This window comes from Pseudomonas sp. ABC1, from assembly GCF_013395055.1.
Classification (GTDB): domain Bacteria; phylum Pseudomonadota; class Gammaproteobacteria; order Pseudomonadales; family Pseudomonadaceae; genus Stutzerimonas.
Genome location: NZ_CP058349.1, coordinates 1,128,235 through 1,141,022, shown reverse-complemented (window position 1 = coordinate 1,141,022; position 12,788 = coordinate 1,128,235). Strand labels below are relative to the sequence as shown.

Here is a 12,788-nt window from a genome sequence, read left to right as displayed (position 1 = left end):
AGACCTCTGGTTAGGGTTGAGGCACGCAGAATCCATCAGGAGCGCCTCATGACAAAAACAACAAGGCAGGATCTATTCAAACCTTCACGCGTTGCCCTGGCTATCGCCATGGGCGTTGCGACGCCAGCGTATGCAGTGAACTTCAATATCGGTGAGATCGAAGGGCAGTTCGATTCTTCGCTGTCCATCGGTGCCAGTTGGTCGATGGCCAGTCCGGACAAAGACCTGATCGGTGCCAACAATGGCGGAACCGGCTTTACCCAGACTGGCGATGACGGCCGCCTGAACTTCCGCAAGGGCGAGACCTTCTCGAAGATCTTCAAGGGTGTGCATGACCTGGAACTGCGCTACCGCGACAGCGGTGCTTTCATTCGCGGCAAGTACTGGTACGACTTCGAGCTGAAGGACGAGGGGCGGCGCTTCAAGGACATCAGCGATCACAACCGCAAGGAGGCTGCGCAATCCTCGGGGGCGCAGATCCTCGATGCCTTCCTCTATCACAACTATTCCATGGCCAACCTGCCGGGGACCGTGCGGGTCGGGCGGCAGGTGGTGAGCTGGGGCGAAAGTACCTTCATCGGTAACTCGATCAACTCGATCAACCCGCTGGATGCCGCAGCCTTCCGCCGGCCTGGCGCCGAGATCAAGGAAGGCCTGATCCCGGTCAACATGCTCTATGTTTCACAAGGGCTGAGCGACCGGCTGAGCATGGAGACCTTCTACCAGCTCGAATGGGACCAGACGGTCGTCGACAACTGCGGGACCTTCTTCTCTACGGCTGATGTGGCGCAGGATGGCTGTGTCGGTAACTACCATGTCGGCAGCGGTGCGATCGCGCCACTGCAACCGGTTGCCGCGGCCTTCGGCCAGGGCTTTGGTGTGACGCCCGAAGGCGTGGTACTGCCGCGTAGCGGGGATCGTGATGCGCGTGACTCCGGGCAGTTCGGCCTGGCCCTGCGCTGGCTGGGGGACCGGACCGAGTACGGTGCCTACTTCATGAACTACCACAGTCGCACACCGATCCTCAGTACGCAGACAGCCTCCGGCATCCTCGGCATGGCGACTAACCCGGCCTTTGGTTCCGGGCTGGCCGGCGCGTTGCTGGGGGCGGGGCTGTGTAATTCGACCGCTACCTGTAACGCTGCAGCCCAGTCGCTTGCGCCGGGGCTGTTGCAGTCCGCCGCACTTGGCAATGGCCGCTATTACCTTGAGTACCCCGAGGATATCCGCCTGTATGGCGCGAGTTTCTCGACCACCCTGCCGACCGGAACCGCCTGGAGCGGGGAAATCAGCTACCGGCCCAATGCGCCTGTACAGATCAACACCCAGGACCTGACCCGGGCGCTGCTGAACCCTCTCTCCCAAGGGTTGACCGGCGTGGGCGCATCGCCTGTGGCCACCGCCGAAGGCTGGGAGAACAAAGGTTACAACCGCAAGGAAGTCACGCAGGTGCAGACGACTTTCACCCACTTCCTCGACCGTGTGATCGGTGCCGAGCGTGTGACTCTGGTGGGTGAGCTGGGCTATGTGCATGTGGGCGGGCTGGAGAGCAAGGGCAAGGTGCGCTATGGCCGTGATGCCATCTACGGTTCGGTCGATGATGCCGCCGCGCTGGCCAGGTACGGGACTCATGGCTTCGTCACCGCCAATGCCTGGGGTTATCGCGTGCGTGCGATCGCCGACTACAACAGCGTCTTCGCCGGTATCAACCTGAAACCGAACGTGTCCTTCTCCCATGATGTCGACGGCTATGGCCCCAACGGCTTGTTCAACGAAGGTGCCAAGGCGATCAGCTTCGGTGTGGATGCCGAGTACCAGAACACCTACACCGTCAGCCTTTCCTACACGGATTTCTTCGGCGGCAAATACAACACGCTGGTCGACCGGGACTTCCTGGCATTCAGCATGGGGGTGAACTTCTGATTCATGCCACGCTGCCAGCCTCGTGCTGGCAGCACCATGCAAGGTTTGGCTAACGCTCAAGATCAAAAGGAACGGGAAGCTTATGAAAACAACAAAAAGACTGTTCGGTATCCTGGCGCTTTCGCTGCTCGCGAGCAGTGTGATGGCCGCGGTGTCCGCCGAGGATGCCGGAAAGCTGGGGACGACGCTGACCCCGCTGGGAGCGGAAAAGGCCGCTAACGCCGATGGCAGCATTCCGGCCTGGACCGGCGGCTTGCCCACTAATGCCGCGCCGCTCAAGAATGGGCACCTGACCAATCCGTTCAAGGACGAGCAGCCCAAGTTCGTCATCACCGCGCAGAATGCCGAGCAGTACAAGGACAAGCTCACCGCCGGGCAGTTGGCGATGTTCAAGCGCTATCCGGACAGCTACAGGCTGCGCGTGTTCCCGAGCCATCGCACGGCAGCGCTGCCGGATCGCATCTATGAAGTGGCCAAGAACAGTGCGCTCAATACCCGGCTTTCGGAGAGTGGCAACGGCCTGAGCAACTTCAACAGCGGCTACTACGCCTTTCCTATTCCGCAAAACGGCCTGGAAGCGATCTGGAACCACCTGACCCGCTACCGTGGCGGCAATGTGCGTCGCACCATCGTGCAGGCCACGCCCCAGACCAACGGCAGCTACACGCTGGTTAACTTCGAGGATGAGGTTGCCTTCCCCAGCGACATGACGGACCTCGACCCTGAGCGGGCGCAGAACGTCCTGCTGTTCTTCAAGCAGCGGGTCACGGCGCCATCGCGACTGGCAGGCAACGTGCTGCTGGTGCACGAGGCACTGGACCAGGTCAAGGAGCCGCGCCAGGCCTGGCTCTACAACGCAGGGCAGCGTCGTGTGCGGCGGGCGCCGCAGGTTGCCTACGATGGTCCGGGGACGGCGTCGGATGGCATGCGTACCACCGATAACTTCGACATGTTCAGTGGTGCACCCGATCGCTATGACTGGAAGCTGGTGGGCAAGAAGGAAATCTACATCCCATACAACAGCTATGAGCTTGCCTCCAGCGATGTCAAATACAAGGACATCATCAAGGCCGGCCATATCAACCAGGACCTGGCTCGCTATGAACTGCACCGTGTTTGGGAAGTCGAGGCGACGCTGAAGAGTGGAGAGCGCAACATCTACGCCAAGCGGCGCTTCTTCCTTGACGAGGACACCTGGTCCATCGTGGCATCCGAGCTGTATGACGGACGTGGGCAGCTGTGGCGTGTCGGGGAGGCTCACTCGGTGCAGTACTACCAGCACGAAGTGCCGGCCTATGTCGCAGAAACGCTCTACGACATCATTTCCGGGCGCTACATCGCCATTGGCATGAACAACGAGGAAAAACCCCAGGAGTTCGGGCACCGTGCCTCGGCCAGGGATTTCACTCCAGCGGCCTTGCGTAATGCCGGCGTCCGCTGATCGATAGAGGGACCGAAAAAGGGCGACCGTGAGGTCGCCCTTTGCATTGGTGGATATCCACCTTGCTGGGTGGTCGCCAGGATTGCAGGCGATGTTTTACATTTTGTGGCAGTAGCCCCGAAAGAGAGGGTGTAGATTTCTGGCACAGTGGCCCGCCTGGCGTTGCGAGGGTGTACCGATGCCGGGTGTCGCAATCAAGGGACTGACCATAACAAGAGAATCGCTTCCATGTCCGTACGCTTCGATCCGCATGCGGCCAGTGCGAAAACCGATGTGGCGCTGCCATTGCCCGCCCGGATGCCCCGTTTGCCTCCGGCCCATATTTCGCGTTGCCGTCTGAGTGAGCAACTGCTGGCCAGCGATTGCCGCTTGCGTCTGTTGTGCGCCCCGGCCGGTTTCGGCAAGAGCGTTCTGATCAACGAGTGCGTGCGCCAGAAACCAGCCGATACGCAAGTGCTCTGGCTGGATATCGGCGGGCGAGACTGTTCGCCCGATGAACTGCTGGCGCGCTTGTGTGCCTGCCTTGGGCGCGACCCTGAGCCGGGCCTTGCACCTGAAGCAGCCTTGATCCATCTGCTCGAGCGGGTCGCCAGGCCTCTGTGGATCGTGCTGGATGATTATCCAAGGGCGCCCTCGGCGGCGCTCGATGCCTGTATCGATCGCTTGCTCGATGTTTCCAATGAGTCGGTGCGCTGGTGGGTCAGTAGTCGGCGCCAGCCACCATGGAAGTTGTCACGACTGGTCCTGCAGGGTGATCTCCATGACCTTCAGGCCGAGGCGCTGGCGCTGGATGCCGAGGAGTTGCAGCAACTGCTGCAGGCGCACCGGGTTGCCATAGCGGAGCCTCTGGTCCAGCAACTGCTGCATGGCAGCGAGGGTTGGCCGGCAGGTGTCTGCCTGATGCTGCTGGGTGCCGATGAACAGGCACTGCGCGAACGCCTGGTCGCAGGGACGCCCTTGCTGCGTGATTACGTCCAGCGCGAAATCCTGGACGAGCAGGACGAGGATGTGCGCCAGGCATTGATTTCCCTGGCCGCCATGCCGCGTTTTTCCGAGCCACTGTGCCAGTACCTGTTCGAGGGGCAGCGTACGGACCTGTTCGAGCAACTCAGGAGTCGGCAACTGTTCATTCGACCGATCGATAGTTGTGGTGAGTGGTTTCGCCTGTGGCGACCGCTGGCGATGCTGCTGCCGCTCATGTCGGGCCAGGTGTCGACGCCTGTCCATATCCGTGCCTGCCAATGGTTCGCCGGCCGTGGAAACATGCGTGATGCTGTCGAGCATGCGCTGAAAGCCGGGCAGCCGGATGTCGCCGCCAACTTCCTGCAGCGTTACGGGCAGGAGCAATTGTTGATCGACGATAACGTCTCGTATTTTCTCAAGTGGCGTGCCGAGATGCCCCAGGACCTGTTCGGCAGCACCACGCGGCTGATCATTCTGCATGGCTGGGCGCTGATCCTGTCGGCCCGGCTGGATGAGGCCGAGGCTTGCCTGCTGGAGCTGGGGCGCTTCTTTCCCCAGCCCGATGCGCGGCGGCAGCGCCAACTGCTGGCGCATTGGCAGGCACTGAATGGGTATCTGGCTCGTTTGCGAGGCGAACCCCAGGCGCGCGAGCACTGCCTGCAAGCCATGGACGCACTACCGGAACATGCCTGGGCGCAGCGCGTGCTGTGCTGCCAGGTGCTGACGCAGCAGGCGATGGCCGAAGGGCAGGGCGAACTGGCACAGCAGTACAACAATCAGGGCATGCGTCTGGCGCGGCTCAATGGCAGTGCGCTGTACGAGGCGATGCTCAGTATCGACCGTATCCAGTTGCTGGAACTCAATGGCGAGTTGGATCGGGCTGTCAGTGTGCTGGATGACAGCCTGGATGAATTGCGCGGGCAGTTCCGGCACAGCCCGATCATCGGGCGTCTGCAATTGCTCAAGGGGCATCTGCTGGCCTGCCTTGGGGAAGATGACGCTGCATTCGCAGCCTACCAACAGGGGCGGCTGGAGACGGAGCTGTGCGCGGATGCCTATGCGTTCTTCGGTTATGTCGGCCTGGCGGAGCTGGCGGCGCGGCGACAGTTGTTCGCCAGTGCCCACCAATGGCTGCATGAAGCCGAGCGATTGTCCCAGTGGCGGCATGTGCCCGAATCACGGTTTCGCGGTATTTTCCAATTGGTCAGCGGCCTGGCCTGTTTGCACCGTGGCGAACTGGAACGGGCGCGCAATGTCTTCCAGCAGATCACTGCCCTGTATGCAGAGGGGCGCTACCTGTCTCCGTCCGGGTTTTATGAGCTATTGCCCCGGGTAAGGCGTTACCAGGCGCTGATCGAGTTGCTCGAAGGGCGTGCCGAGGCTGCGATCAGCCAGTTGCAGGCGCTGGTCGATGAACATGTGCAGCGCCAGAACCCGCTGCTGGTGTGCGAGTGTCGTTTCACTCTGGCAGAGGCGCTGCTGGGGGTGGGGCGGTCGGCGGAAGCCGAGCGGATGCTGCGTCAGGCATTGGACGATGCCGCCCGGCAGAAGCTGGTCAAGCCACTCTATGAGTTGCAGCACCGGCAGCCGCAATGGTTGGCCAAGGCGCTGCCAGGGGATGAAAGTCTGCGTGAGCGCTTGTTGAGCCTGGCGAGCCATGAGTCGGCGCCGTTGTCGCCGGGAGAGCCGCTCCTGAGTGGTCGCGAACTGATGGTGCTCCGCCTGATCGCTCAGGGGTGCTCCAACCAGGAGATCGCCGAGACACTGTTCATCTCCTTGCACACGGTCAAGACCCATGCACGTCGTATCAACAGCAAACTGGGTATCTCACGCCGCACCCAGGCGGTCGCTCAAGCCAAGGCACGCGGTTGGTTGTGAGGCATTGCCGCTCAGGCGGTCGGTTCGTCCGGCAGTTCTGCGAGGACGTCGGGGTTCTGCTTGAACGCCTTGGCGAAGATTTCCCGGTTTTTCGCCATGTAGATGCCGATGTCCTCGCATTGCTGGTCCGACAGCGTCGGCGAAACCCTGTGCAGAGTGGCGGCCAGCGCTTCGGCCAGTTCGAGCATCTTGTCGTGACGGTCGGCTTCTGCTTTATCCATGAAAAGACGCTCCAGGTCCCGGCTGCTGCGGTACACCACTTCCACGGCCATTGACCAATCTCCTGTGTGTTGTGACTGTTTTTATATACAGTATTTTGCTTGTGGGCGATTGGCAAGCGAAAGCTGATCTGGGGAAGCGGTCGAACTCAGGACGCGAAGTGCCCTTGCAGGCGCTCGGCCCGGAATTCCAGTGTCTCGGGGCGATACCCCGGGCGCAGCGGCGGGAGGGGCAGGCAGGCCTCCCAGTGTTTGCCCGGCAGCAGGTCGCCAGGCCCGCGGTAGAGCGGTGCATCATAGTTGCTGCGAACCAGATTGAGGGCCGACCCCGGCGCATAGGCGGCTATTTCCCAGCGCAGGCTTTGCAGGGGATGTGTGCTCTGGTTGAGCAGCCTCACCGCCAGGGGGCGGTCCTTTGGGCACTGTTCCGGCGCATGGCGCAGTTCAATCTCCAGACGTGCCAGCCGGTTCGCCTCCACCTGCTCCTGCCAGGCGACCCAGGCTGCGATGAGGCACAGTCCCAGCAAGGCACCGAGGGAGACAGGCAAGGCCTTGCGTGGGTATTTGAGCAGCAGAATCAACCAGAGGACGATGAGCAATAAACTGACGATCATGGGGATCTCCGTCCGGTGCAAGGCGGATCATTCGTGTTCGGTGGGCCGTGTGTGGCGTGCCAGGCGCTCCAGCGCTTCACGCAACCTGGGGTCGCTGATTCCGTCCGCAGTCGAGCGGATATTGTCGGCAGCACTGGATGTCAGCGGTGGTGCTGCCGCGGGTCGAGGTGCATCGGGGACGGGGGGCTGTACCTTGAACAGGATGCGAGTGAGCCCGGCGAAGGCCTGCATCTCGCCCAGTTGCCGTTGCAGGCGGCGTTGCTGGTAGCGCAGGCGGGTGGCCCATTGGCCATCCGTGATGACCAGCAGCAAGCAGCCGTCGCGCCAGGAGGCGACCCTGCAATGTGCCCGAGCGGCAGGCTGCAACTGGCTTTCCAGCAACTGCTGGAGCTGTTCCAGGCGACGAGCCTGCTGGAACAGCGCTTTGAGCGGCTTGGCATCCCTCAGCAGGGTGGCGGGTGCGCGAGCCGGCGACGGGCGAAATGACATGGCGTCAGCTCAGGACAAATGAGTCGGCATCTTAACAGATGCGACCTTGAGGGGCATGGCGGTCGCCGCAAGGAAGCTGTAGCCTGCCTGCTTTCCTCGAAAGCGATTCCGAGTAGAATGCCCCCTTTGCACGCATTGCCACCCCGCTGAGCAGGCGTGTCTCCATCCCAAGAATGGAAGTCCCAGTCAATATGTTTGCGCCTTTATTGAAGAAACTCTTTGGAAGCAAGAACGAGCGTGAAGTGAAGCGCATGCTCAAGGCGGTACAGGCCATCAATGCGCTGGAGCAGCAGGTGCTATCCCTCTCGGATGAGCAATTGCGCGAGAAGACCGAAGAGTTCAAGGCGCGTCTGGGCAAGGGCGAGACACTGGATCAGTTGCTGCCGGAGGCGTTCGCCGTCTGCCGCGAAGCGGGCAAGCGTGTGATGGGCATGCGTCACTTCGATGTGCAGCTGATCGGCGGCATGACCCTGCACGAAGGCCGGATCGCCGAGATGCGCACCGGTGAGGGCAAGACCCTGGTGGCAACGCTGGCGGTCTACCTCAACGCATTGTCCGGCAAGGGCGTGCATGTGGTGACGGTCAACGACTACCTGGCGCGCCGAGATGCCAACTGGATGCGTCCTCTGTACGAATTCCTCGGCTTGTCCGTGGGCATCGTCACGCCGTTCCAGCCGGGCGACGAGAAGCGGGCCGCCTACGCCGCCGACATCACCTACGGCACCAACAACGAATTCGGCTTCGACTACCTGCGCGACAACATGGCGTTCAGCCTGTCGGACAAGAACCAGCGCGAGCTGAACTTCGCCGTGATCGACGAAGTGGACTCGATCCTCATCGACGAGGCCCGCACGCCCCTGATCATCTCCGGGCAGGCCGAGGACAGCTCCAAGCTCTACATGCAGATCAACCAGCTTATTCCCCGCTTGCAGCAGCACATCGAGGAAGAGCAGGGCGTGGTGACGCAGGAAGGGCATTTCGTCGTGGACGAAAAGACCCGCCAGGTAGAGCTGAACGAATCCGGGCACCAGTTCATCGAGGAAATGCTGACCCAGGCCGGCCTGCTGGCCGAAGGCGAGAGCCTCTACTCCGCGCACAACCTCGGGCTGCTGACTCATGTCTATGCGGGCCTGCGTGCGCACAAGCTGTTCCATCGCAACGTCGAGTACATCGTCCAGAAGGACCAGATCCTGCTGATCGACGAACACACCGGCCGCACCATGCCGGGCCGTCGCCTGTCCGAGGGCCTGCACCAGGCGATCGAGGCGAAGGAAGGCGTACCGATCCAGGCGGAGAGCCAGACCCTGGCGTCCACCACCTTCCAGAACTACTTCCGCCTCTACAACAAGCTCTCCGGCATGACCGGCACCGCCGACACCGAGGCGTTCGAGTTCCAGCAGATCTACAACCTGCCGGTAATGGTCATCCCGACCAACAAGCCGCTGGCGCGCAAGGACTACAACGACCTGGTCTACCTGACCCAGGAAGAGAAGTTCGCTGCCATCGTCGTCGACATCAAGGAATGTCAGGCCCAGGGGCGTCCGGTGCTGGTCGGTACCGCGACCATCGAGTCGTCCGAGTACGTTTCCCGCCTGTTGGAGAAGGAAGGCATCGAGCACAAGGTGCTCAACGCCAAGTACCACGAGAAGGAAGCCGAGATCATTTCCCAGGCTGGTCGCCCCGGCGTGGTGACCATCGCCACCAACATGGCCGGTCGTGGTACCGACATCCTGCTGGGCGGCAACTGGGAGGTCGAAGTGGCCGCCCTGGAAAACCCCAGCGAGGAGCAGGCCGCGCAGATCAAGGCCGATTGGCAGAAACGCCACCAGCAGGTGCTGGAGTCCGGTGGCCTGCATGTGATCGCGTCCGAGCGCCATGAGTCGCGTCGTATCGACAACCAGTTGCGTGGTCGTGCCGGTCGCCAGGGCGACGTGGGGTCGAGCCGCTTCTACCTGTCGCTGGAAGACAACCTGATGCGCATCTTCGCCTCCGACCGGGTGAAGAACTTCATGAAGGCGCTGGGCATGGAGGCCGGCGAGGCCATCGAGCACCGTATGGTGACCAATGCCATCGAGAAGGCGCAGCGCAAGGTTGAAGGTCGCAACTTCGATATCCGCAAGCAATTGCTGGAATACGACGACGTCGCCAACGAGCAGCGCAAGGTCATCTACCACATGCGCAATAGCCTGCTGGCCGCCGAGAGCATCGGTGAGACCATCACCGAGTTCCGCGAAGAGGCACTGACCGCCGCAATACATGCCCACATGCCACCGCAGTCGATGCCGGAGCAGTGGGATATCGCCGGCCTGGAAGCGGTCCTCTACAGCGATTTCGGCATTCGCCTGCCGCTGCAACAATGGCTCGACGAAGACCAGAAGCTCGATGAGAACGCCCTGCACGAGAAAGTGCTGGAGGCGCTGCTGGCCGCTTATGCGGAGAAGGAAGCCCTCGCCGGTGCCGAAGCCCTGCGTTCCTTCGAGAAGCAGATCGTGCTGCGGGTGCTGGACGACCTGTGGAAGGATCACCTGTCGACCATGGACCACCTGCGCCACGGCATTCACCTGCGCGGTTATGCGCAGAAGAACCCCAAGCAGGAGTACAAGCGCGAGTCCTTCACGCTATTCCAGGAACTGCTCGACTCGATCAAGCGCGACAGCATCCGCGTGCTGTCCCATGTGCAGGTCCAGCGCGAAGACCCGGCCGAGGAAGAGGCGCGCCTGCGTCGCGAAGCCGAATCCCTGGCCCAGCGCATGCAGTTCCAGCATGAGGAGGTTTCCTCGCTGGAGCCGGAGCGCGCCGCCGACGAAGACGACGCTGCCGTCGCGCCAGTGCGTACCGAGCCCAAAATCGGTCGCAACGAGGCCTGCCCCTGTGGCTCCGGGAAGAAATACAAGCACTGTCATGGGCAGGTGCAATAACCTGTCGCTACTCTGAACCTGACGCCGCGATGACCTCGCGGCGTTTTTACTCCAGCGTTTTCATCACGACCACCGATCATTTGAAGGAGCGTTTCCATGGCTGTCGGTCTTGGCCCTCTTCCTGTATTGCACCCTGTTCCCGGTTTCGAGCTTGGCATCGCCAGTGCCGGCATCAAGCGCCCAGGGCGCAAGGATGTGGTGGTCATGCGCTGTGCCGAAGGCTCCCGCGTGGCCGGCGTGACCACCACCAATGCCTTCTGTGCGGCGCCGGTGCTGATTACCCGGGAGCGCCTGAGCAGCGATGTACGCTACCTGCTGACCAACACCGGCAATGCCAACGCCGGTACCGGTGCCGATGGCCTGGCGCGTGCGCGCCGAGCCAGTGCACGCCTGGCCGAGTTGGCGGGTGTCGATGAGCGTGCCGTGCTGCCATTCTCCACGGGTGTGATCGGTGAGCCTCTGCCGGTCGAGAAGATCGAAGCGGCCCTGCCTGCCGCGCTGGCTGACCTCAAGGAAGACAACTGGGCGCTGGCGGCGGAAGGGATCATGACCACCGACACCCTGCCCAAGGGTGCCAGCCGGCAGTTCCAGCACGATGGCGTTACCGTCACTGTCACCGGCACCAGCAAGGGTGCCGGCATGATCCGTCCGAACATGGCGACCATGCTCGGCTATATCGCCACCGATGCCAGTGTCGCCCGTGATGTGTTGCAGGACCTGGTGCGGGATGCCGCGAACAAGTCGTTCAACCGCATCACCATCGACGGCGACACTTCGACCAATGACTGCTGCATGCTGATCGCCACGGGCCGTGCCGGGCTGCCGGAAATCACCGAGGCTGCCGGCGAGTTGTTCGCCAAACTGCGTCAGGCCGTTTTCGAGGTGTTCATGGACATCGCCCAGGCCATCGTGCGCGACGGCGAGGGCGCGACCAAGTTCGTCACGGTGCAGGTCAACGGCGGCGGCAACCATCAGGAATGCCTGGACGTGGCCTACGCTGTGGCGCATTCGCCACTGATCAAGACCGCGTTGTTCGCCTCCGACCCGAACTGGGGGCGCATTCTCGCCGCGGTCGGTTATGCCGGCGTACCGCAACTGGACGTGGGGCTGATCGACGTCTTCCTCGGTGAAGTCTGCATCGCCAGCCAGGGCGCTCGCGCCACCAGCTATACCGAGGCCCAGGGTGCCGAAGTCATGGCGCGGGAGGAAATCACCATCCGCATCGAGCTGGGGCGCGGCGAGGCCAGCGAGACGATCTGGACCACCGACCTGTCCCATGAGTACGTCAAGATCAACGCCGAATACCGGACTTGATCCTTCGCAAACGGCACGCTGCAAGTCAGGCGACCAGCCGCTTGCAGCATGCCGATTGAGGTTGTCTTATGCATATCCACGTCGCCGCCGCCGTCATTCGTTCCGATGATGGCCGAATCCTGATCGCCAAGCGCCCGCTGGACAAACACCAGGGTGGCCTCTGGGAGTTTCCCGGAGGCAAGGTGGAGGCGGGCGAGGCCGTCGAGGTGGCGCTCGCTCGCGAGTTGCTAGAGGAGTTGGGCATCCGTGTCACCCAGGCGCGCCCATTGATCCAGGTGCGGCACAGCTACCCGGACAAGCAGGTGCTGCTGGACGTCTGGGAGGTCAGTGCATTCGAAGGCGAAGCCCATGGCGCCGAAGGACAGCCGCTGGCCTGGGTGCAGGCACGGGACTTGTCGGATTACGAGTTCCCGGCCGCCAACCAGCCGATCATCGCGGCAGCGCGCTTGCCGGATCGTTACCTGATCACGCCCGAGGGGCTGGAGCCACAGGCGCTGCTGAAAGGCCTGCAAGCCGCCCTGGATTCAGGCATTCGCCTGGTGCAACTGCGTGCGCCGGCGATGTTCGATGCCCAGTATCGCGACATGGCGGTGGACGCTGTTGGGCTCTGCGCCGGGCGCGCGCAACTGATGCTCAAGGGGCCGCGGGAGTGGCTGGGGGATTTCCCCTCGGCGGGGTGGCACCTGACCGCCCGGCAGTTGCGCGAGTATGCGGCCAATGGCCGCCCGTTCCCGGCGCAGCGCTGGTTGGCCGCGTCCTGTCACGATGCCGAGGAGTTGGCCCTGGCGACCGCCATGGGGGTGGACTTCGTCACACTCTCTCCGGTACAACCTACCGACAGCCACCCTGGCGCTCCGGCGCTGGGATGGGCGCAGAGCCGCGCGCTGCTGGAGGGATTCAACCATCCCGCCTACCTGCTGGGCGGCCTGGGTGCTGGCGACCTCGTGCAGGCCTTGCAGGCTGGGGCGCAGGGCGTCGCGGCGATTCGCGGTTTCTGGCCCGATTGATTTCTCATAGGCTAAGGCAATCA

The 12,788-nt window shown here is 62.5% G+C and carries 9 protein-coding genes; 6 read left to right on the top strand and 3 right to left on the bottom strand.

Features of this window, described 5'->3' with window-relative positions; all coding sequences use genetic code 11:
* The first annotated feature begins 48 nt into the window (after nt 1-48).
* The 3 genes from HW090_RS05020 (at nt 49) to HW090_RS05010 (ending at nt 6,205) form a co-directional block, all read left to right on the top strand.
* Nucleotides 49-1,923: a DUF1302 domain-containing protein gene (locus HW090_RS05020; protein ID WP_179112441.1), complete on the top strand. Its 1,875-nt coding sequence runs from the start codon at nt 49-51 to the stop codon at nt 1,921-1,923.
* Nucleotides 1,924-2,005: 82 nt separating this feature from the next.
* Entirely contained in the window at nt 2,006-3,364 is a 1,359-nt protein-coding gene (locus HW090_RS05015) for a DUF1329 domain-containing protein (RefSeq protein ID WP_179112440.1), read from the top strand.
* A 228-nt stretch (nt 3,365-3,592) separates the two neighbouring features.
* Nucleotides 3,593-6,205, top strand: coding sequence for a LuxR C-terminal-related transcriptional regulator (locus HW090_RS05010; RefSeq protein WP_179112439.1), 2,613 nt, complete (start codon nt 3,593-3,595; stop codon nt 6,203-6,205).
* An 11-nt stretch (nt 6,206-6,216) separates the two neighbouring features.
* On the opposite strand, the gene HW090_RS05005 is transcribed toward HW090_RS05010, so the two are convergent.
* The 3 genes from HW090_RS05005 to HW090_RS04995 form a co-directional block, all read right to left on the bottom strand.
* Nucleotides 6,217-6,477 (bottom strand): YebG family protein, encoded by a 261-nt coding sequence (locus HW090_RS05005; protein WP_179112438.1) that lies wholly within the window; start codon nt 6,475-6,477, stop codon nt 6,217-6,219.
* 95 nt (nt 6,478-6,572) lie between these two features.
* Nucleotides 6,573-7,037 (bottom strand): multidrug transporter, encoded by a 465-nt coding sequence (locus HW090_RS05000; RefSeq protein ID WP_179112437.1) that lies wholly within the window; start codon nt 7,035-7,037, stop codon nt 6,573-6,575.
* Nucleotides 7,038-7,064: 27 nt separating this feature from the next.
* Nucleotides 7,065-7,526, bottom strand: a complete 462-nt coding sequence (locus HW090_RS04995) for a DciA family protein (RefSeq protein WP_179112436.1) — start codon at nt 7,524-7,526, stop codon at nt 7,065-7,067.
* A gap of 191 nt (nt 7,527-7,717) precedes the next feature.
* Between HW090_RS04995 and secA the strand changes: the two genes are divergently transcribed.
* The 3 genes from secA (at nt 7,718) to HW090_RS04980 (ending at nt 12,765) form a co-directional block, all read left to right on the top strand.
* Complete coding sequence (gene secA, locus HW090_RS04990; RefSeq protein WP_179112435.1) at nt 7,718-10,444, top strand: preprotein translocase subunit SecA; 2,727 nt, start codon at nt 7,718-7,720, stop codon at nt 10,442-10,444.
* 96 nt (nt 10,445-10,540) lie between these two features.
* Nucleotides 10,541-11,758, top strand: a complete 1,218-nt coding sequence (argJ, locus tag HW090_RS04985) for a bifunctional glutamate N-acetyltransferase/amino-acid acetyltransferase ArgJ (protein ID WP_179112434.1) — start codon at nt 10,541-10,543, stop codon at nt 11,756-11,758.
* Nucleotides 11,759-11,826: 68 nt separating this feature from the next.
* A complete protein-coding gene (locus HW090_RS04980; protein ID WP_179112433.1) occupies nt 11,827-12,765 on the top strand; it encodes a Nudix family hydrolase in 939 nt (312 codons plus the stop codon).
* The last annotated feature ends 23 nt before the right edge of the window (nt 12,766-12,788 follow it).

Bases quoted from the DNA above. Each gene is read 5' to 3' on its own strand.
- HW090_RS05020 (WP_179112441.1), top strand. From the start codon at position 49: ATGACAAAAACAACAAGGCAGGATCTATTCAAACCTTCACGCGTTGCC.
- HW090_RS05015 (WP_179112440.1), top strand. From the start codon at position 2,006: ATGAAAACAACAAAAAGACTGTTCGGTATCCTGGCGCTTTCGCTGCTC.
- HW090_RS05010 (WP_179112439.1), top strand. From the start codon at position 3,593: ATGTCCGTACGCTTCGATCCGCATGCGGCCAGTGCGAAAACCGATGTG.
- HW090_RS05005 (WP_179112438.1), bottom strand. From the start codon at position 6,477: ATGGCCGTGGAAGTGGTGTACCGCAGCAGCCGGGACCTGGAGCGTCTT.
- HW090_RS05000 (WP_179112437.1), bottom strand. From the start codon at position 7,037: ATGATCGTCAGTTTATTGCTCATCGTCCTCTGGTTGATTCTGCTGCTC.
- HW090_RS04995 (WP_179112436.1), bottom strand. From the start codon at position 7,526: ATGTCATTTCGCCCGTCGCCGGCTCGCGCACCCGCCACCCTGCTGAGG.
- secA (WP_179112435.1), top strand. From the start codon at position 7,718: ATGTTTGCGCCTTTATTGAAGAAACTCTTTGGAAGCAAGAACGAGCGT.
- argJ (WP_179112434.1), top strand. From the start codon at position 10,541: ATGGCTGTCGGTCTTGGCCCTCTTCCTGTATTGCACCCTGTTCCCGGT.
- HW090_RS04980 (WP_179112433.1), top strand. From the start codon at position 11,827: ATGCATATCCACGTCGCCGCCGCCGTCATTCGTTCCGATGATGGCCGA.